Consider the following 19,384-nt stretch of genomic DNA (forward strand, 5'->3'; position numbering starts at 1 on the left):
CTCACCGCTCACAGCCACTGGTCCCGGCTGATGAGCGTCTCGGCGTCCGCGGCTGCGCGGGCGCGGCTCGGCGCGTAAACGGCGGTGCGCGGGGGTTCGTTGCTCAGGGGCGGTCGGTCATTGAGGGCCGGTCGCTCGGGCCGGGGCGGCTGGGCCTGGTTCGCGGTCACGGCTGCCGCTGCAGGACGCGAGCCGCGCCTCTGTCGGGGCACGCCGCCCTGGACGGGCGCCTCCGCCACGGGCTGGGGGGTGGGCGGCACGAAGACGGCCGCTTCGCGCATCCGGCTCCTGACCCGGAACACGAGCACACCCACGATGCCGAGCAGGGCCAGCGCGTACGCGGACGTGACCCAGGGGGCGGCCGCGCGGCCCGACTTCAGGCCGTGCACCAGTGAGGCGCCCCAGGCCGGATAGGCGCCGAAGTGCAGGACCCGCCACCACGCCGAGCCGCTCCTGGTGTTGAACACGCTGCGCACCGCGCCGGAGATGGCCACCGCAATGAAGAGGTATCCGGCCAGACTGCCGAGCCCGACCAGAACGGGCCGGGTCGCATCCGTGAACGGCACGGCCGCGGAAGTCGCGGTCGTCCGCTGTCCCGCGACCTTGATCCAGATGTGCAGGGCGAGGAAGAGGAGCCCTGACACGGCGAGGCCGCGGTGCGCGCCCTGGGCGAGCAGCCGGTGTCCTGAACCGAGGACGGCCCGGTCGGTCGCGGCCAGTCCCCACAGGACGGTGGCGGTGAGCGAGACGAGCGAGAGCACGCCCGCTCCGAAATCGAGGAAGGCAAATAGCTGGCTGAAGGCGCCCGCGCGAGCAGCCACGATGACGAGCACGATGGCCGCGCCGACGGCGCAGAGCACGCCGGGGCTCAGCCTGCCTTCCTTGGGAAGGAGGGAGGGCCGCCGGACGGCCCTCCGTCCGGCGGCCGCAGCCGCAGCCGAGGCATGGCGGCTCTTGCGGCGGGCCCTGTGTGAACTGGGCATTTGAGGCTGGGGCAGGGGCATCCAGGTCTCCTGTGCGCCTGGGCATCCGAGCACTCCACCTGGCGCTCGGTACCCGGGGGTCGTTGTCGTCGTACCCGGCAGCGCTGTGAAACTCCGCGCCGGCCGAGGGAACTTGGGGCCGGAGTGCAGCAGCATCGTGGAGCTGCACAGCAGCTCCACAGGTTTTATCGAAACGTGATAATTTCTCGCACCGCGTCTCCGGCGCATCGAACAACACCGGAAGATTCCCCTCCAGCGGGGGTTGCGACAGGCCACCGCGCCGCCCGCCACCTACGCGTCCTCGACGGCAAAAAAACGGCAAAGTCGCAGGACCGTAAGTGGTCGGACCTCTCTAGGAGGGAGTACGAGGGCCGCAACTCTCGCGTCAGACAAGGATGTTGACGTGGGGAGCAACCTCGGCGGGTTTGTCGCTCTTCCCTGGACAAGCCTCACCCCGGCACGAACGAGGAAAACGATGTGTGAACTTCTGAACCGCATCTGGTCCCGCCCGCGTGGCGAGTGGACGCGCGTCCTGCGCAGGGAACTCCCTGCGCTGGCCGCCGAGATAGTGGAGGAGCTTCTGCATGGAATTCCGGAATTTTCCGCACTTATCGATGACAACGATGCCATCGATGACGAGTTGTTCCGGCAGCGGGTGGAAGAGGCTCTCCTCACCGTCCTCGGCTACCAGGATCAGCACCGGGAACAAGCACCGGACGAGCACGATGAACAGGTCGAGAGCGAGGACGAGATCGAGAACCAGATCGAGGTCGAGAGCCAGTTCGACCGCAAGGTCGAGCACGGGATCGAGCACCGGATCGGGGTCGGGACCGCGGCCCGGGCCGAGTGCGAGGTCACGCACGAGGGCCGTCGCGAAGGCCTCCGAGAAGTACGCAACGAGGTGCGCAACGAGGGCCGTCGCGAAGGCCTCCGCGAAGTACGCAACGAAGGACTGCGCGAGGCCCGGCACACGAGCCGGCACGAGTCCCGGCACGAAGGCGTCCGCGGGATGGACCGGGCGCGGCACGACCTCTTCAAGACCCTCACCGATGACAGGGACGCATCCGACATGTCCCTCAGCGAGCTCGCGGAGGCGGCCGGCTGGCCCCTCCCGCTCGCCGTACGGGCCATCGTGCCAGCCACCCCCGGCGAGACCCAGCAACTCGCGGCTGTACTGGACCACTCCCTCGTCGGCATGTTCGCGGGCCGTCCGTGCCTGCTCGTCCCCAGCACCGAGCCGGACAACCGCGCCCCGCTGGAAAACCTGCTGCGCGGCCGGTTCGCGGCCGTGGGCCACGCCGTCCCGCTCCGTGACACGGCCTCCTCGCTGCGCTGGGCGCTGCGCCTGGCCGCGCTGACACCCGCCCGCCCCGGCCTGGAGGTCCGGCCCGTCTTCGTCGACGACCACCTCTCGACCCTGTTGCTCCTTCAGGACGAGCCCCTGGCCCACGCGCTGGCCGCCCGGTGGCTGCGCCCGCTGGCCGACCTGACCCCCCGCCAGAGCGAGCGGCTGGAGGTGACGCTGCTCGCCTGGCTGGAGGGCGGCGGGGCCCCCGAGGCCGCCAAGGCCCTGAGCGTGCACCCGCAGACGGTGCGGTACCGCATGCGTCAGCTCGAGAAGCTCTTCGGGACCGGCCTGCGGGACCCCCGTACCCGCTTCGAACTGGAGATGGCCCTGCGCAGCCGCCGACTGATGGCCCAGGTCCGGCGTCAGCACTCCCGGGTCGGCCGCAGGGCCGCCCGCGTGATCCAAGCAGACTTCACCCCCATGGTCGTCGGTCGGATGGCCCGCGTGAACGGCCTCTAGACCCGAAACAGCCCGGCCCGGTCCCGTATTCACGGGGCCGGGCCGGGCTGTTTCGTGCGTAGCTCGTCCTGCGTACGTCGTCGTGATGGTGACGTCGGGCGGCGCTCGTCGGGCGGCGCTCGTCGGGTGGGGCTCATCGGGTGGGGGTGTGCGTCCAGCGGTGCACCAGCTGCCCGGGCTTTCGTGCGGCGTACGTACCACCGGGCCGGGCCGGGCCGTGTCCTGCAGTGCGGTGCAGTTCGGCGGGGTGCCGGGCCGGCCCGCCGGCCCGGCACCGGGCTGTCCTGCGCTACGGCCGCAGGGCGGGCCGGGCCCGTGTCCTGCGGTGTGACACCGGGCCGGCCGGTGCACCGCGCCGCCCGTACAACGCAGTACGCCGCCGCCGGGACTCGGCGGCGGCGACGTACATATACGAGCGGTGTTGGCCCGAAGTCGGCTTCGGACCAACACCTGTCCCGGGCCGGACACCGGGGTTGGGGGAGAGGAGGTGCGTCCGGCCCGGGAGTGGAGGGGGGAGCCCCCGCTGCGGGGGTCAGCGGCAGTTCTGCCCGTTGTTGATGCAGTTGACGGCCTTGTTCATCAGGCCGTTGGACATCACGTTGATGAAGTCGCCGTGGTCGGTCGCCGGCTTGTGGAGCTGCTCGGGGAAGCTGTCCACGGCGAACCGGGCACCCGGTGCCACCCCGTAGGTGAGGCGCATCACCAGCTGCGGCATGGCCTTGAAGCCGTTCGGGCAGCGGCCGTTCTTGTCCGCGAAGGCCACGTGCGTGCGGTGGTTGGCGCTGTCGACGTTCTTGCCGTCAAAGCAGCTCTGGAAGTTGAAGGTGCGCACCACGTCACTGCCCTTCGGGCAGACCGGGTACTTGTCCTTCAGCTGACGGTTCTCGAATCCCGTGCAGCTCCAGGAGGCGTTGGCGTTGCCGTTGCCGTTGGTGAAGGCCTTGGCGTCACCGGTGATGACGCGCATGAAGCGGGGCATCGCCGTGACCTTGCCCACCGGACTGCCCTTGAAGGTGAGCGACACCTGCTTCGGCTTGAGGATCGTGCCGACGTTGCCGTCCTGGCCGCCGCCGGGCGCCTTGGCGTCCTTCTCCACCTTGCCGTCGCGGAGGCGCAGCACGGGCCAGTAGTACGTGGACTGGTCCCCGTTGCCGCAGGTGGTGCCGGACGCTGCGAGGCTGTTGTTCGTGGAGAAGGCGTCGGTGGTCAGGTTGCCCACGTAGTCGTGCATGTGGTGGGCGCCGTTGGAGACGCCGGGGGCGACGATCACGTTGTCGGGGTTGAAGTGGCCGTTCTCGTTGCGGCCGCACTGCGAGGTGAAGGAGCCCTTCGAGGCGTTTCCGGCCTGCGCGGGATTCTTCACGTTCGGCTTGATCTTGGTGATGTTGACGAAGTCGTTCTTCGCCGGGCCGCCCTTCTGCGCGGCGGCCTGGGCGGCCGCGCCCTGTTCGCCCTTGCTCGCGGCCGCTGCCGCTCCGTCATCCGCGGCGGCCGCCTGCTTCATCGTGCACGCGGCCAAACCCTGGATCTCGTTGGGGCGTTGGCCGGCCTTGCCGATCGCGTCGGCCACGCCCGCGATGGTCTTGTCCCGCTTCTGCTTCAGGTCGCCGAGGAGGGCGGCGTCGTTCTTCGCCTGTCCGGCAGCGAGCTGCTTGTAGGCGTCGGCGACCTGGTCGTCCAGCTTCGCGAGGTTCGCGTCGACCTCGGGCTTGGCCTGTTCGGGGACCGCGGTGAGCTTCTCACCCACGTCGGGGCAATCGATGGTGGACGTCTGCCCCGCCTTGTCCTGGCCGGCGGACGCGTTCCCGGCGACGACGGCGACGCCGCCACCGCCGAGTACGAGCGCGGATATCACGCCAAGGACCTTGTTCGACAAGCGTGAGCGTTTGTGGCCCTTTTTACTCATGCGATCACTTCACTTCGTCGGTTGGACATTGTTGGAAAGGGCGTCGAAGTCGACGAGTCCGGTGTCTTCGAGGACCGTGATGTGGTCCAGAACAGTGGTGTTGGCGGATGTGGCGAGGGCCCGGACCATTGAGTTCTTGGTCTGTCCCCGGATCTGGGCCACCAGGGCGAACACCTTTCCGTGGGCTGCGCGCAGCAGTTGAGTGAACAGTCGTTCGTATTCCTCGCCGCGTGCACGGTTCATCTGGCCCAGCCAGTCCTGCTGCTGTGCGGAGGGCTGGTTGGGCAGATCGACACCGAGGGCCTGGCCGACCTGGATGACCTGCCGGTCCAGTTCGGTGTGGCCGTCGATGAGGTGCTGCCCGGCCGTCTTGATCGCGGGCCGGGAGCCGCGCTGCTGGGCCTGGCGGCCCGCGGGCAGCTCCCAGAGCCCGGCGAGCCGGACCTTGCGGATGAAGTCACGGTCCGCGGCGGTCAGTGGCCCGAAGGCCGTGCTCAATGTTCCGCCGCCGTCGTCGTCGGCGCCCGCCGGACCCGCAGGACCCGCCGCCACGGCGGCCGCGGGTCGGCTACCGAAACTGTCCACGGGTATGAGAAGCGCGATCAAGGTGAGCGCAAGGGCGGTGATGACCAGGCCGCTTCCGATCGTGTATCGCGTGGCCAACGACAAGCTGCTGATGGATCTCCGCCGCATTGACGGCACTGTGCCTCCTCGCTCCAAGGGCCGGGAGGGGGTGGCGGGGCAGGAGGGGCCGCACATGCAGTGCGGAGCGCACCCGCATTCCCGGGGTGTCACGGGACGCTAGTGCCGGGCGCGGCGTCGAAGCCGTAGGACATCACCATCGGATAAACATCCTGGCGACCCTGCGGAAGGCTGATATCTTGCGGCGCGCCCGGACATTCGCCCGGGTGGCGCCGCCGTGCCCCGTCATGCCCGGGTGCCGTCCGGCCGTGCCCGCGTGCGCGCCGGCCCGGGTACGGGACCCGGACCAGGCGTCAGAGGTGTCCACGAGGTGGTCGAAGGCCAGACCGCTCGCGGCCTCCCCGGCTGCTGGCCAACCTCCTCGCCTCACCCCAGAACATCGAGGACCTGGACGGCTGGACGCTGCACCGACCGAGGCACTCCGCGCTCACCCACGACGCCGAGTGCGGCACCTCCACCCCATGCTGCTGGCCCGCTCCCGCCACGCCTCCGTCCGCTCCTCGGAGCGGTACGCCCGCCCCGGCGTCGACTCGGTCGCCCGACACGTCGCTGAGCGCGACCCCGCTGCCCGTCGCCGGACGTGACCCTTTGAACTGGGACACCTTGGACAGCGCCCGCCGGGTCGCCCTACATCTTTCGGTCATGTCTATGACCTTCAAAGCGGCTCGTTGACTCCGACGTCGGAAACGGTGTGGAGATCCGCTGGCGACGGCCGGCATACCTCACCAGCCCCTCCAGATGAGGCCATGTACTCAAGGAACTGGAGTAGTGATCCGAGGCCGGGGGGTCCGAAGGGTTGCTGCTGAGCAGCGGCAAGTAGCGGCAAGTAGGGCGCCGTTCCCGTGGAAACGGGTGTGCCGTGATGCCTACTGGACGGCTTCATTCGGAGCCGATTGCGGGCGGTAACCGTGGAAGGTCGGCTTCCCCTCTGGCGAGGTGGCGGAGCGGGGGTGGCCGAGGGCGTCGGTAGTCATCATTTTTGGACAGTCCGGCCAGTTGTGGCTGGAGTCTATTGGTCAACCCCAAATCCCCCGCAACGGGTTCGGTGTGTCAGGATCTGCGCTTCCGCCGGAAGGGTGCCTTGGTCCGCTCGGAATCCCGGGCGCCGCTCTCTCATTCCTGTGGACGAGTGATGGATTGGCCCAATATTCCGTCATTGTCTGCATCCATCTGGGTCGGTAGAGAACCTGCCCACTGCGATTGCCGCCAGTAGGACCATTCCTTCCGCACTTCGGCGGGGCCGGCGCGGCGCCGCCTCTCAGCACGCCGATCCCCACAGCCCGCCAACCATCCGAAGGGCATCATGGAAATTGCAGCGAAGGCCACCGCGGCAGCAGTGCTGGCCGCATTCGTATGCGCCGGGCTCATCACCCCGCAGGCCGCCTCGGCCGACTCCCCGCCCTCGACTGGGGGCGGTACCTTGTCCGCGCAGGAGGTCGGTGCGGCCAAGGCCGCCAACGACGACCGGAACGACAGGTCCAAGGACGGTTGGGGCGGCAGGGACGCCCCCGCCGCCGAAATCAGGTCGAAGGACGCGTCCATGGCGGCCCACAGACCGAACGCCGGCGCCTCCACGGTCGGCAACTCGATGGAGGTCTACAACGGCCCGCACCTCGTCGGCCACCCCAACAACAGCTCGACGATCTACCACTGGTTCCCGTTACAGGGCTACGACGGGGACTGGGCGGCCTACCTGGACTCGGCGACCACCGTGTGGTCCAGCGTGCCCGCACGGAGCGGAATGCCCAACAGCCCCCTCGTGACGATCATGGGCGGCCGTGGCTACCACTGGTAGGAGACTGCTGATCGCAGCGGTAGGCGTGGTGCTGGCGGGCACCTTCGGGTGCTCGTCAGCGCCACGCACTTCCGAGGCGACAGCAGGGTCTCCTACCCCGAGCAGCGCAGCACCCTCCCAGCCGCCCGTTTCCGTGCCCCAGGACGGTTCCGACAAGCCGTTCTGCAAGGTGGACACCCCAGCCGCCTGGAAGCAGGCCCAGACCGCAGGCATGCTCCAGGCGGCGCAGGACGAGTCTTTGGACCCGATGGCCGTGGCGCCCGACGGCTCCTCGGTGATCGCCGCCAGCCGGCGCGATGGCCGTGTGACCTTGGTCTGGTTGCGTGACCAGGGTCGCGAGCGCACCACGATCTACACCGTCGCCAACTCCGGCCAGGGTGGCCTCGGCCTGGCTGACTTCGACGGCCGTTGGCTCGTCTTCGACGTCGTTGCCTCGAACGATGTCGGCTCCAAGTGGGAGCTGTTCGCCTGGGACTCGCGGGCCGGCGGAGCCCCCAAGAGCATCGCCAAGACCCAAGTCGGGCCCGATGGAAACCCGGTGCCCGGACCGTTCATGTACCCGTGGGTCAACGACGGCAAGGCGACCTGGGTCCAGGGAGTCAGCGACGGGACCAAGGACCAGAAGCTCACCGACGTCCAGCGACAGGTCCATCTCTACGACCTCGCCTCGGCGACCGACAAGATCGTGCACACCGGGCGCATGGCGCCCTCTTTCTTCGCCGGAGACACACTGGTCTGGCCAGAGGCCTTCGCCATCGACACCCCGACGAAGCTCACTGCGGTCACCGCGCAGGGCACGCCGGGCAGCCTCCCCGCGGCGCTGGCCGCCGCTGACGGCTCACCGGCCTCGGCGAGCGACGGAACCACCTGGGCGTGGACCGGAGTGGGCAACAAGAACCTGTACGCCTGGCGGGCCGGATGGCCGGCGCCGGTCATGGTGGTCGAGGGGGCGCCCATCGACTGGGTCCATGTCGCCGGAGATGTGATCACCTGGACCGATTCCACCGCGACCTGGGCCGCCGACCTGCGCGGACGCGCCTACACGCAGATGACACCGCAGTACGGCGGAACCAACAGCCACGGGACCGCCGTCGTCGTCTCCTATACCGGACCAGACAAACGATCAGTCAGCTACGTGTTCACCAGTGCAGGCCTCGCGCCGCTTTCCTGCCCGCAATGAGGGCAGCTGCCTCATAGGTACGTTCCAGCACGGAGCCTCCGAAAGACCTCAACCCGAGCCAGGACCGTGGCACTGATCCCGCAGTCCTGGCTCGTTTCTCCCGCGGTCTACGAGGCCCTCTCCCGCGGCACCGGGCCCGCCGGCTCCGAGGTCCTGACCGGGTCCTGACCTGGTTCGGTCGGTGCCCGTGCTGGGCACGGGCAAAGGGCCGTCTCCGCCGTCCTCGCTCTGGGACGCCGTCTCGCCCGGATGGACCGGCTTGGCCGGCACGAGCCTTGGCTGCCCTCATCCGGCCGATGGCCTCGCCCCATGCGATGCGGTACACCGAGCGGGTCCTCAACGCCCTGAACGGCCTGGGGCAAGCGCGGCAGGGCACCGGGATGCCCCCCCCCGAGGAACGGTGCTCCAGCTGGCTGGGATCCCCGGGAGGGCTGCGGGCGTACGTGCCGCCCGCAGCCCTCCCGTCGGCCCGTCCGCAGGATCAGGCGAGCGCCGCGGCCGCCGCCAGCATCCGCTCCGGGGCCCGGTCGGGCCGCGGCGCCGGCGCCGGTGCCTGCGGCTCCGGCGCCGGATCGGCCGTGTGGGTGTCCGTCAGGAGCGCGATCAGGGAGGTACGGGCGCGGGCGACGCGGGAGCGCACCGTACCGATCGGGCAGCCGACGGCCGTGGCCGCCTCGGCGTAGGACAGGCCCAGCAACTGGGTCAGGACCAGGGCCTCCCGGCGCTCGGCCGGGATCACGGCGAGCAGTTCCGCCAGGGCGATGCCGTCCTCGAAGCCCGGTACGTCGTACGGCTGGGTCTGCTCGGCGGCCGCCTGCCAGTCGCAGCGGTCCGAGAGTCTGGGCCGGGCAGCCGCGTGGCGCAGGCTGTCCACGACCGTGCGGCGGGCTATGGACAGCAGCCACGTGCGCGCGGAGGAACGGCCCTCGAACCGGTGCAGGCTCGCCAGCGCACGGAGGAAGACGTCCTGGGTGAGGTCGTCCGCCGCCTGGGTGTCGGCACTGAGGTAGGCCACGTAGCGCCAGACGTCGCGGTGGAGCGCGCGCACGAACCGGTCGGTCTTCACGGGATCCCCGTCGCGGGCGTCCAGCGCCAGCCGGGTCACCGCCGCGTCGGAGTCGGGGGTGCGCCGGGCCGGCCGGTCGCCGGTGGTACAGGAAGGGGTCGTCAGGGCAGCAGTCATCGCCACAAGGTCCTTACGGGCAAGGGGAGTCCGGCGCCGCGAGCGGCGGGGCCGGTGAGGGGTGCGGCCGGCCGGAAGGCACGGCCGGGGCCCGAGGCGCGGAGTACGGGTGCGAGAGCGGTCGCGGGCGCGGCTCGGGGAACCAGCTGTCAGAGGACAGCGGTTCCCGCCGGCGGACCCCGTGAGGTGATGGCGTGGACGAGGAAGAGCCGGCGCGGCGCGCGGTGGTGGCGCCGGCGGCGGATCCGGACCGGCGGCAGGTGTGCCGGCACCGCCGTACGGAGCAGCAGCCGCAGCGGAGTCCAAAAGCGCGCGGCGACGGCGCGCACCACGCGGAAGACGGCGCGCTCGCCGTGGGCGAGCCACAGCCCGCACACCACGGCGGCCAACAGGTGCGCGGCCAGCATGCCGAACGGAGACATGGCGGCCGCCTCGTGCACACCACCCGGCAGCGACCCGCCGGTCGCACCGGCCGCACCGGTCACGGCGGACGCGACGTCCGCCGTCCCGTGCACGGCGTGGTGCAGGTGGGCCGGGGCGTGCGGCCCCCCGCCGCCGGTCGGCTGCGACATCGGAGGCATCGGAGATATTAGGGACATCACCGACATCTGCCCTGATCCGGTCGGCGCGGCCGGCCCGACGAGGGACTGGGCCAGGGAGAATCCGGTGTGGAGCACCGCCTGGACGGCGACGGCCGCCGTCGTCACGGCGAGCAGCCCGCGCTCACGTCCCGCGAGGGCCCAAGCCGTCGCCGCCGTGCCCGGGAAGGCGACGGACAGGGCCCACCACGGCACGGCCGCACCCGACATGATCAGGTGTCCGGTCGCCGCGAGCAGCACACAGAGGGCTGCGAACATCGCAGCCCGGAGGGCGCGGAAACAGCGGACCGGGTTCATCGAGGGCTCATCCTTGCACCGGCCTCCCGAGCCGCACATCAGGGTGCGCACTTCCGGACAAGTTCCCGCGTCCCGGCCCGTCATGACCGGGCGGCACGCCTCGTGTGGTGCAAGGCACAGCAGAGGCAGGGAACCTGCCCGCCGCTCCATCCGACTGCCTACCCGCTCGGTCGAAGAGTTCAACGTCCTGGGAAGGGAGACTTCGTGACGGCGGAGGGGACGGCGACGGCATCGCCGGCGGAGAAGGACGGTGCGGCGGGGCGGCAGTTGACCGCGCTGCTCACCAGCGCCATGGCGTTCTCGATGCTCCAACTGTTCCTCCTCGGGGCGCTGGGCCCGCGCCTGGTCAGCGAACTCGGCGTGTCCCCGGCCGTGTTGGGACTGACGACCACGATCGGCTTCGGGACCGCCGCCGTGCTGTCCCCGGCGGGCGGCCGGATCGTGGACCGGATCGGTCCGCGCCGCTCACTGGTGGTCCTGCTGCTGGTCTCCGCGACGGCCCTCGCCCTGATCGGCGCCGCGCCCGGCGCCGGTCTGCTGCTCGCCGCCGTCGCACTGGGCGGCGTACCCCAGGCGCTGGCCAACCCGGCCACCAACAAGGCCGTGCTGCGCGCCGTTCCGCCCGCCCGGCGGGGCGCGGTGACCGGACTCAAGCAGTCCGGGGTCCAGCTCGGCGCCTTCGCGGCCGGACTGCCGCTCGCCCTGCTCGCGGGCGGCATCGGCTGGCGGGGCGCGGTCTGGACCGGCGCCGGCGCCGCCCTGCTCGCCGGGCTGTGGGCCCTGCGGGTCCTGCCCGCCGACCCCGCCGCGCCGCCCGCAGGGCCGCGTACGGCTCTCGTGCCGCGGGGGATGGTGGCCTGGCTGGCGGTCTTCTCGCTGTTCCTCGGCGCCGGGATCGCCTCGGTCAACACCTACCTCGCGCTCTTCGGCGCCCAGCGACTGGACATGGGCCCGACGGCGGCGGCCGCCCTGGTCGCCGTACTGGGCGTGGCGGGGATCGCGGGCCGGGTCGGCTGGTCGAAGGCGGCCAGCCCCGGGCGGGCCGAATGGCTCCCGGGATGGCTGGCCTGCGGGGCGCTCGGCGCGGCGGTCCTGCTGGCGGCCGCCCTGGTGGCGGGCCCGCTGGTGTGGATCGGGGCGATCGCCGTCGGAGTCTTCGCCGTCTCCGGCAACGCCGTCTCGATGGTGCTGGTCATGCAGCGGGCCGCCGCCGGCCGCGCCGGACAGGACTCGGCGCTGGTCGCGGCCGGGTTCTTCGGCGGATTCGCGGCGGGCCCGCCCCTGTTCGGCCTGCTCGCGCAGAGCGGACGGTACGGGCCGGGCTGGCTGCTGGTCGCGGCGGAGTTCGCGGCGGCGGCGGCCGTCGCGTTCCTGTGGGCCGTACGGGACCGCCGGCAGGGCGCGGCATGAGCGCGGGCGGAGCCGGGCCGGTCCCGGCCCTCGCGGCCGTCATGGAACGCGTGGCGGTGACCGCCGAGGCGGTGGGCCCCCGCTTCCCGCTGTACGCCGACCCGGCCGACGGGCGGTGGACGACCACCGGCCGCGGCTCGTGGACCGGCGGGTTCTGGGCCGGGCTGCTCTGGCTGCGGGCACGGTACACCGGCGCCGCGGCCGACCGGCGCGCCGCCGCCGCGTGCACGGCCCGGCTCGAACCGTGGGTGGGGGCCGACACCGCCACCCGCGGCCTGATCCTCTGGTACGGGACCGCTCCGGCCGGGGACGACGCCGCGGCCGCCGAGCTGCGGGACCGCGCCGCCCGGGCAGTGCTGGCGGCCCACGACCGCGAACTCGGGCTCGTGCCCTGGGGGGACGCGCTCGGCGGACCCCGACTGCTCGCTCGCGTGGATGGGGTGCCGGGGACCGTACCCCTGCTGGCCGGAGCCGGACCCGAGGGCGCCGCCGCGGCGGCCGCCCACCTGCACCGCCACCTCGATCTCTGCCTCGGCGCGGGCCGTGGCCGGGACCTCTCGCTACGGCCCGCCCTGCACTACGACGCGGTCGCTGGCTGGCAGCCCTGCGCGGACCCGCCGCCGGGCTGGAGCCGGGGCCGGGCCTGGCTGCTCCTGGCCGTGGCCGACGCCCTGCTGCGCCCGGACCCGGCGACGCCCGGCCCGGCCGCCCGGCTCGCCGGGGCGGCCGAACTCCTGGCGGCGGAGGGCGGATCCCCGACAACCTGGGGGTCCCCCCGGACGGAGTCTGGGGGATCAGGCGCGGTGCCGGGCGTCGCGGGCCCGGCAAGATCCGAAAGGGACGGCCCGGTCCCGGCGGCCGACGCCGCCCGGCCGGACGGGCCGCTCGACACCTCGGCCGCCGCGATCACCGCCGTCGCCCTGCTGAAACTCGCCCGGGTGCCCGGCCCCCGGGCGGCCGCGTACGCGCACCGGGCCGAGGCGATCCTCCACCACCTCGCGGAGCACCACCTCACCGGCCCGAACTCCGGGCGCCCGCCCGGGATGCTGCTCGACGGCTGCTACGACGCCGGGAAGGACCTGGCCGTCCGGCACGAGCTGATCTGGGGCGACTTCTTCCTGGCGCTCGGCCTCGCCGCCCTGGACGGGGTCATCGACATCACCCGCATCTAGGCCGCCCCTTTCGTATCTTGCCGGGCCCCCGACGCCCGACGAGATCCGAAATCGACGGCTCAGGACGACTCCCTGCCGCCGTCAGCCGCGTAGCCGCGCAAGACCCGGCGGGCCACGGAGGTGATGTGCAGCTCGTCCGGCCCGTCGAGGATGCGGGCGGCCCGGCCCGTGCGCAGGAGCGCGGGCAGGGGGGTGTCCGGTCCGAGCCCGGCGGCGCCGTGGACCTGGATGGCGGAGTCCGCGACCTGCTGGAGCATGCGCGCGGCGGCGACCTTGGCGAGCCCCACCTCCGTACGGGCGTCCCGTCCGGCGTCGATCAGCGCCACCGCCTCGTGCACCAGGGGGCGGGTGGTGCGCAGGGCGAGCAGGGCGTCGAAGACGTGACCCTGGATCAGTTGTTGGTCGGCGAGGGGCCCACGGGACCCGCTGCGCGTGGCGGCCCGCTCGCACATGAGGTCGAAGGCGCGCCGGGCTTGGCCGAGCCAGCGCAGGCAGCGCAGGGTGCGACCGAGCTGCAGCCGCTCACCCGCGATGGCGAGCGCGTCCCCGGGCTCCCCGAGGAGGTGGTCGGCCGGGACCCGGACCCGGTCGAGCTCGATCTCGTACTGGCCGCCGACACCGAGCACGGGAAGTTCGCGTACGACGCGGAAACCGGCCGACGCGGTGGGTACGAGCAGCAACGACAGCCCCTCGCGGTCACCGGCGCTCCCGCCGGTGCGGGCCATGACCGTCACCAGGTCGGCGCCCGCGGCGCCGGAGGTGAACCACTTGCGGCCGGTGACGAGCCAGCTCCCGTCCGGCCCGCGCTCGGCCCGGGTGCCGGTCCCGAAGGGGTCGGTGCCGGGGACGTCCGGCTCGGTCATGGCGTAACAGGTCCGCACCTCCCCGGCGACCAGCGGCTTCAGGTACGCCTCGCGGACCGCGGTCCCCCCGTGCCGCGCCAGCATCGTCACGTCGAGCAGCGGGGCCGATCCCAGCGCGGCCGGACCGTGGTCACTGGCCCCCTCCGCCTCGGCCAGTGCGGCGTACGCCCGGAAGCCCAGTCCGCCGCCGCCCAGTTCCTCCGGGAGCGGCAGCGCCCACAGGCCCTCCTCCTGCGCCCGGCCGCGCAGTTCGGCCAGCGCATCGGCCGCAGCGGACCCGCCCGCGTCCAGCACCGCCTCCCGCGGGATCACCCGGGTGCGGACGAACCGGTCGATCCGCTCCCTCAACTCATCGGTCCCCACGGCCTGTTGCGCACCCGAGGTGTGGTCCGTGCCTGGATCCGTCACTTCTTTCCTCCTCATTCCCGGGAACTCGCGGGAACGGCCGACCGACTCACTGTCCGTGGAACTGGTCGGGTGCGGACGCTCCCGAGTTCCCCAGATTCGGTAAGACCCGGGCGCCGGCCACCGCCGCGCCAGGAGAGGAGAGGCATGGCGTCACCAGCAACCACGCAGACGGTCCGGCCGCTCGACACACTGCGCTTCGACACCTCGGGGCCCCCGCAGATCGCGAGCGTCATCGCCGACCACCTGCGGCTGCTCGGCGCACGGACGGACCGCCCCGTAGAGGGGGACGCGTCCACGGGCGCCGCCACCAGTACCGGGGGCACCACGCTCACCGGCGGCGGGTTCGACCCGGTGCACGCGAGCGCCACCTGGGCGGATCCCCTGAGCGGGCTCGTCGACGAGGCCACGGTGCAGGCCGCCACCGGCATCATGGCCGTACACGGCCGGCGCGACGGCAGCCCGCGCGGCCTCGCCGTCGACTACGCGGCCACCGCCACCGGAGTCCTGGCCGTACAGGGGCTGCTCGCGGCCCTCGTGGGCCAGGCCCGCGGCGGCGCCGCCCGCGCGGTCACCACCAGCGCGGACCGGGCGGGCCTGCTCGCGGTCTCCCAGTACCTGGCCGCCGCCGGGGCCGACGAGGGCGAGGCCGCCGAACTCGCGCCCGGAGGACCTCCGTTCACCTCCGCCGACGGCATCCTCTTCGAACTGGAGACGCTCGATCCGGGCGCCTGGGCGGCCTTCTGGAAGGCCTTGGAGGCCCCGGCGGAAGCCCTGCGGACTGGCTGGCGACCCTTCCAGTTCCGCTACGCCACCGCCTGCGCCCCCTTCCCGGCGGCCCTCCACCTCACGGCCCGGTCCCACACCTGGGAGCGGATCCGTCGGGTCGCAGCCGCATCCGGCACCGAGGTGTGCGCCCTGCACCCGCTCGCGGAACGGGCAGCGGAACGGGCTGCCCAACACGACGGCGCCACCCCCTGGTCCCTGACACGGTCGGTCACCGGACGTCTCACCGCCAGGTCGGCCCGGCTGCCCGGCGCGGCACACTCCGGCGGGCCCCTGGCCGGGCTGACCGTGCTGGAGGCGGGCCGCCGCATCCAGGCACCGCTCGCGGCGCATCTGCTCGGGCTCCTCGGCGCCGACGTGATCCGGATCGAACCGCCTGGCGGCGACCCGCTGCGCGGCATGCCCCCGGCCTGTTCCGGGATCTCGGCGCGCTGGCTCGCCCTCAACCGGGGCAAGCGGGCCGTGGAGATCGACATCAAGCAGGAGGCCGACCGTCGACGGCTGCGCGAACTGGCGGCCGGGGCCGACGTCTTCCTGCACAACTGGGCGCCGGGCAAGGCCGCCGAGCTCGGCCTCGACTCCGAGGACCTCGCACGGGTCAATCCCGCGCTCGTCTACGCGTACACCAGCGGCTGGGCCGACCGGATCGAGGACGCCCCCATGGGCACCGACTTCATGGTCCAGGCCCGCACGGGCGTCGGCGAGGCCGTCCGCCCCGAGGGCGAGGCCCCGGCGCCCTCGCTGATGACCCTGCTCGACGTGCTCGGCGGACTGCTCGGCGCCGAGGCCGTCCTCGCCGGGCTGCTGCTGCGCGAGCGCAGCGGCCACGGCGTACGCGTGGACTCCTCCCTGCTCGGCGCGGCCGACACGCTGACCGCCCCCGCCCTGCGCCGGGCGGCCCGCGGGGAGAACCCCCGTCGACCGGCCGGATTCCGGCTCCCGCGGCAGACGGCGGACGGCTGGCTCGCGCCCGTCGACGCCGACGCCGGCGCCGTGGCCACCCACGACCTGAGCGGCCTGTCCACGACCGAGGCCCTGGCCCGGCTGCACGAGCACGGGTTGACCGCGACCGCGGTCACCACCGAACTGTCCGACCTGCACCACGATCCGCGCTTTTCCGGCTCGATCAGCCGCGACGCGCACGGCGCCCCCGCAGTCCCCGACCCCTGGAGCTTCGTATGACCGCCGACAGGCTCGTTCTGCACGACCTGCTGCCCGCCGAACTCCGCCGGTCCTGGGTGGTCGACGGGACCTGCCCCGACCTCGACCTCTACAGCCTCTTCCGGGCACGCCAGATCGCCGACCTGCACCGCACGGCCGTCATCGACGCCAAGGGAAAGCTCTGCTACACCGCGCTGGACCGCAAGGTCCGATGTCTGGCCACCGGCCTGCGGGAGCTGGGGATCGGCCCCGGCGACGTGGTCGGCGTGCAACTCCCCAACAACCGCTCCGCCGTCATCGCCGACCTCGCGCTCGCCGCACTCGGCGCGGTCGCCCTCCCCTTCCCGGTGGGCCGGGGCGTCCTCGAAGCGGAGTGCCTGCTGCGCCGCGCCGAGGCCGTCGCCGTCATCGCGGCCACCGAGCACCGGGACTTCCGGCACGCGGCGGATCTGAGCACGCTCGCCCGGGCCCTTCCGGCCCTGCGCCACGTGATTGCCGCCGGCCCCGGAACCGCGCCTGAAGGAACGATTCAGCTTTCGGGGCTGCTGCGGTCGGACCCCAGCGGATTCGTCCCGGCCCGGCCCGATCCCGACAGCGCCGCACGCATCCTCGTGTCCTCCGGCTCCGAGGCCGAGCCGAAGATGATCGCGTACTCGCACAACGCGCTGGCCGGCGGACGCGGGAACTTCCTCGCCTCCCTCATCCCGGACCGCACCCCGCCGAGCTGCCTCTTCCTCGTACCGCTGGCGTCCGCCTTCGGGTCCAACGGCACCGCCGTCACCCTCGCCCGGCACGGCGGCACCCTCGTCCTGCTCGACCACTTCAGCCCGGAAGCGGCGATCGCGGCGGTGCGCGAACACCGGCCGACGCACGTCCTCGGCGTGCCCACCATGGTCCGCATGATGCTCGAACGCCTCGACGGGACGGACGAGGCGCTGCCCGCGCCCACCGCACTGGTCCTCGGCGGGGCGCCGCTCGACGAGACCACAGCCGCCGCCGCGGCCCGGGCCTTCGGCTGTCCCGTGGTGAACCTCTACGGCTCCGCCGACGGGGTCAACTGCCACACGGGGCTCGGCAACACGGTGCCGCCCATCGACGGGTCCGGGGTCGTCGCCGGCCATCCCGACCCCCGGGTCGCCGAGATCCGCATCGCCGACCCCGACACGCACGAACCGCTGCCCGACGGCGCCGTCGGCGAGATCATCTCGCGCGGCCCGATGACCCCGCTGTGCTACGTGGGCGCGCCCGACCTGGACGCCCGCTACCGTACGCCCGACGGCTGGGTCCGCACCGGTGACCTCGGGTACCTCGACTCCGACAGCGTCCTGCACGTCGTCGGCCGCCTCAAGGACATCGTCATCCGCGGCGGCGCCAACATCAGCCCGGCGGAGGTGGAACGCGAACTCACCGCCCACCCCCAGGTCCGGGACGTGGCCTGCATCGGCGTGCCGGACCCGCTGATGGGGGAGCGGCTGGCGGCCTGCGTGGTGCCGCGCGCAGGACAGCCCCTCACCCTCGCCTCCCTCGGTGAACACCTCACGCGGCGCGGGCTGGAGCGGAGCAAGCACCCCGAGCGGCTGCTCCTGATCGCCGAACTGCCCCTGACGGCGGCCGGCAAACCGGACCGCGCCGCCCTGCGCGAGCGCCTCGCGGCGACCGTCGCGGTTCCTGCACCGCTCGCCCAGGCGGGATGACGTCCGGGTCCCGGCGGCGGCCGGAGGCTCGCCGCCGGGACCCCTTCCCGCACCCATGTGAGCAGCCCCGGGCCCCGGTTGAGTCTCCCGTGGGGGGAGACACCAAGCTGGGGGCATGGACAGCGACACGCTCCATTCCATCGGAGACCTATCCCGCCGGACCGGCCTCACCGTGAAGACCATCCGGTTCTATTCCGACCAGGGCATCGTCCCGCCGACCGATCGCAGTCCGGCGGGCTACCGCCGCTACGGCCCCGACGCGCTCGCCCGCCTGGACCTCGTCCGCACGCTGCGCGATCTCGGGCTCGACCTCGCGACCGTCCGCCGGGTCCTGGACCGGGAGGTGTCCCTGCCGGACGTCGCAGCAGCGCACGCCAACGCCCTGGACGTGCAGATCCGTACCCTGCGCCTGCGCCGGGCCGTGCTCCGCGCGGTCGCCAGGCGCGGCCCCACCCCCCTGGAGATGGACCTCATGCACCGACTCGCCACGCTCTCCCAGGTCGAACGACGCCGGCTCGTCACCGGATTCGTCGACGACGCCTTTGAAGTCCCCCATTCCAATCCTGAGTTCGAGGCCCTGATGCGATCCGTCACGCCCGAGCTCCCCGACGATCCCACCCCCGAACAGGTCGAGGCCTGGGTGGAACTCGCCGAACTCTGCCAGAACGAGGACTTCCGTGCCGCGCTGCGCCGCATGGCCGAGGAGCAGGCCGAAGAGCCCGCCCGGCAGGGCGTCGGCACGCTGCACGACGCCCTGAACCGGGCGATGCGCGAACGGATGGCCGAGGCCGTGTCCGCCGGCCTCGTGCCGGCCTCGGCGGGCGGCGTGTTCCTGTCCGACTCACTGGGCGGCCTCTACGCCCACGCCTTCGAGTGCGCCGACGAGGGCGATCTGCGCCGCTGGCTCCTCGCCCGCTTGCGGACGACCGGCGACCCCCACGCCGAGCGCTACTGGCGGCTCCTCGCCGTGGTCAACGGCTGGCCCGCGTCGCCGACGCTCGCCCCCGTGTACTCATGGTTCACCACGGTCTTCGCCAAGGGCGACGCCGAACACCACGAGGGCCTGACGCGATGAGGACGCGCACACTGACCTTCGGCCTGTACGCGGACGAAGGGGGGCTGGCGTGGGTCGAAGGCCTCGTCGAGGACGCCGTGCGCTCCCGGAACGCCCGCAACACCCGGATCACCGGCGTGACCGTCGCGCACTCCCTCCCCGGGAGCGAGGGATCGACCGCGGACGCGTACGACTTCCTCGCGCACCAGTGGGCCGTGGAACACCCCGGGCAGAGCAGTGGCGAACGGCGAGCGGTCGAGCTGCGCGTCCGTCTGGTGTGTTCCCGGCGGGCGCACCGGGTGATCCGCAGGACGGTGATCAGTACCTTGTGCCCCGAGGAAACGGCCCCCCACGCCTGCCGCGTGCCCTGGACGGCCTACTGAGTTC

The 19,384-nt window shown here is 72.6% G+C and carries 15 protein-coding genes; 9 read left to right on the top strand and 6 right to left on the bottom strand.

Annotation, left to right across the window (positions count from 1 at the left end; translation table 11 throughout):
- Positions 1-8: 8 nt before the first annotated feature.
- The gene (locus tag OG594_RS37430; protein WP_266606852.1) at positions 9-1,004 is read right to left on the bottom strand and encodes a hypothetical protein; all 996 of its coding nucleotides are present in this window, start codon (positions 1,002-1,004) and stop codon (positions 9-11) included.
- 454 nt (positions 1,005-1,458) lie between these two features.
- On the opposite strand from OG594_RS37430, the gene OG594_RS37435 reads away from it, so the two are divergent.
- Complete coding sequence (locus OG594_RS37435) at positions 1,459-2,790, top strand: CdaR family transcriptional regulator (protein ID WP_266606853.1); 1,332 nt, start codon at positions 1,459-1,461, stop codon at positions 2,788-2,790.
- A 532-nt stretch (positions 2,791-3,322) separates the two neighbouring features.
- Here OG594_RS37435 and OG594_RS37440 read toward each other — a convergent pair.
- On the bottom strand, positions 3,323-4,696 hold the full coding sequence (locus tag OG594_RS37440) for a DUF1996 domain-containing protein (protein ID WP_266606854.1): 1,374 nt from the start codon (positions 4,694-4,696) through the stop codon (positions 3,323-3,325).
- A gap of 9 nt (positions 4,697-4,705) precedes the next feature.
- Entirely contained in the window at positions 4,706-5,359 is a 654-nt protein-coding gene (locus tag OG594_RS37445; protein WP_323185419.1) for a DUF4142 domain-containing protein, read from the bottom strand.
- A 1,342-nt stretch (positions 5,360-6,701) separates the two neighbouring features.
- Between OG594_RS37445 and OG594_RS37450 the strand changes: the two genes are divergently transcribed.
- Both OG594_RS37450 and OG594_RS37455 read left to right on the top strand, forming a co-directional pair.
- Positions 6,702-7,193, top strand: a complete 492-nt coding sequence (locus OG594_RS37450; protein WP_266606856.1) for a hypothetical protein — start codon at positions 6,702-6,704, stop codon at positions 7,191-7,193.
- Positions 7,194-7,326: 133 nt separating this feature from the next.
- Positions 7,327-8,373, top strand: coding sequence for a hypothetical protein (locus OG594_RS37455; RefSeq protein WP_266606857.1), 1,047 nt, complete (start codon positions 7,327-7,329; stop codon positions 8,371-8,373).
- 481 nt (positions 8,374-8,854) lie between these two features.
- On the opposite strand, the gene OG594_RS37460 is transcribed toward OG594_RS37455, so the two are convergent.
- Both OG594_RS37460 and OG594_RS37465 read right to left on the bottom strand, forming a co-directional pair.
- Positions 8,855-9,556 carry a sigma-70 family RNA polymerase sigma factor gene (locus OG594_RS37460; RefSeq protein WP_266606858.1) on the bottom strand — a complete coding sequence of 234 codons (702 nt, stop codon included), beginning with the start codon at positions 9,554-9,556 and terminating at the stop codon, positions 8,855-8,857.
- 149 nt (positions 9,557-9,705) lie between these two features.
- A complete protein-coding gene (locus OG594_RS37465; protein ID WP_266606859.1) occupies positions 9,706-10,452 on the bottom strand; it encodes a hypothetical protein in 747 nt (248 codons plus the stop codon).
- A 204-nt stretch (positions 10,453-10,656) separates the two neighbouring features.
- Here OG594_RS37465 and OG594_RS37470 point away from each other — a divergent pair, with 204 nt between their 5' ends.
- Together OG594_RS37470 and OG594_RS37475 are read left to right on the top strand one after the other, a co-directional pair.
- Positions 10,657-11,862, top strand: a complete 1,206-nt coding sequence (locus OG594_RS37470; RefSeq protein WP_266606860.1) for an MFS transporter — start codon at positions 10,657-10,659, stop codon at positions 11,860-11,862.
- A complete protein-coding gene (locus OG594_RS37475; RefSeq protein WP_266606861.1) occupies positions 11,859-13,034 on the top strand; it encodes a sugar ABC transporter permease in 1,176 nt (391 codons plus the stop codon). Before OG594_RS37470 ends, OG594_RS37475 begins: the two co-directional genes overlap by 4 nt.
- 59 nt (positions 13,035-13,093) lie before the next feature.
- Here the strand turns inward: OG594_RS37475 and OG594_RS37480 are convergent, their stop codons facing one another.
- Positions 13,094-14,305, bottom strand: a complete 1,212-nt coding sequence (locus OG594_RS37480; protein ID WP_266606862.1) for an acyl-CoA dehydrogenase family protein — start codon at positions 14,303-14,305, stop codon at positions 13,094-13,096.
- 144 nt (positions 14,306-14,449) lie between these two features.
- Between OG594_RS37480 and OG594_RS37485 the strand changes: the two genes are divergently transcribed.
- The 4 genes from OG594_RS37485 to OG594_RS37500 all read left to right on the top strand — a co-directional run bounded on the left by OG594_RS37485 (position 14,450) and on the right by OG594_RS37500 (position 19,380).
- The gene (locus OG594_RS37485) at positions 14,450-16,270 is read left to right on the top strand and encodes a CoA transferase (RefSeq protein WP_266606863.1); all 1,821 of its coding nucleotides are present in this window, start codon (positions 14,450-14,452) and stop codon (positions 16,268-16,270) included.
- The gene (locus OG594_RS37490; RefSeq protein WP_266606864.1) at positions 16,267-17,943 is read left to right on the top strand and encodes a class I adenylate-forming enzyme family protein; all 1,677 of its coding nucleotides are present in this window, start codon (positions 16,267-16,269) and stop codon (positions 17,941-17,943) included. Before OG594_RS37485 ends, OG594_RS37490 begins: the two co-directional genes overlap by 4 nt.
- A gap of 115 nt (positions 17,944-18,058) precedes the next feature.
- Complete coding sequence (locus OG594_RS37495) at positions 18,059-19,018, top strand: MerR family transcriptional regulator (RefSeq protein WP_266606865.1); 960 nt, start codon at positions 18,059-18,061, stop codon at positions 19,016-19,018.
- The gene (locus tag OG594_RS37500; RefSeq protein ID WP_266606866.1) at positions 19,015-19,380 is read left to right on the top strand and encodes a hypothetical protein; all 366 of its coding nucleotides are present in this window, start codon (positions 19,015-19,017) and stop codon (positions 19,378-19,380) included. The genes OG594_RS37495 and OG594_RS37500 overlap by 4 nt, the downstream gene beginning before the upstream one ends.
- Positions 19,381-19,384 lie beyond the last annotated feature (4 nt).

The organism is Streptomyces sp. NBC_01214 (assembly GCF_026340975.1).
Taxonomy (GTDB): Bacteria; Actinomycetota; Actinomycetes; order Streptomycetales; family Streptomycetaceae; genus Streptomyces.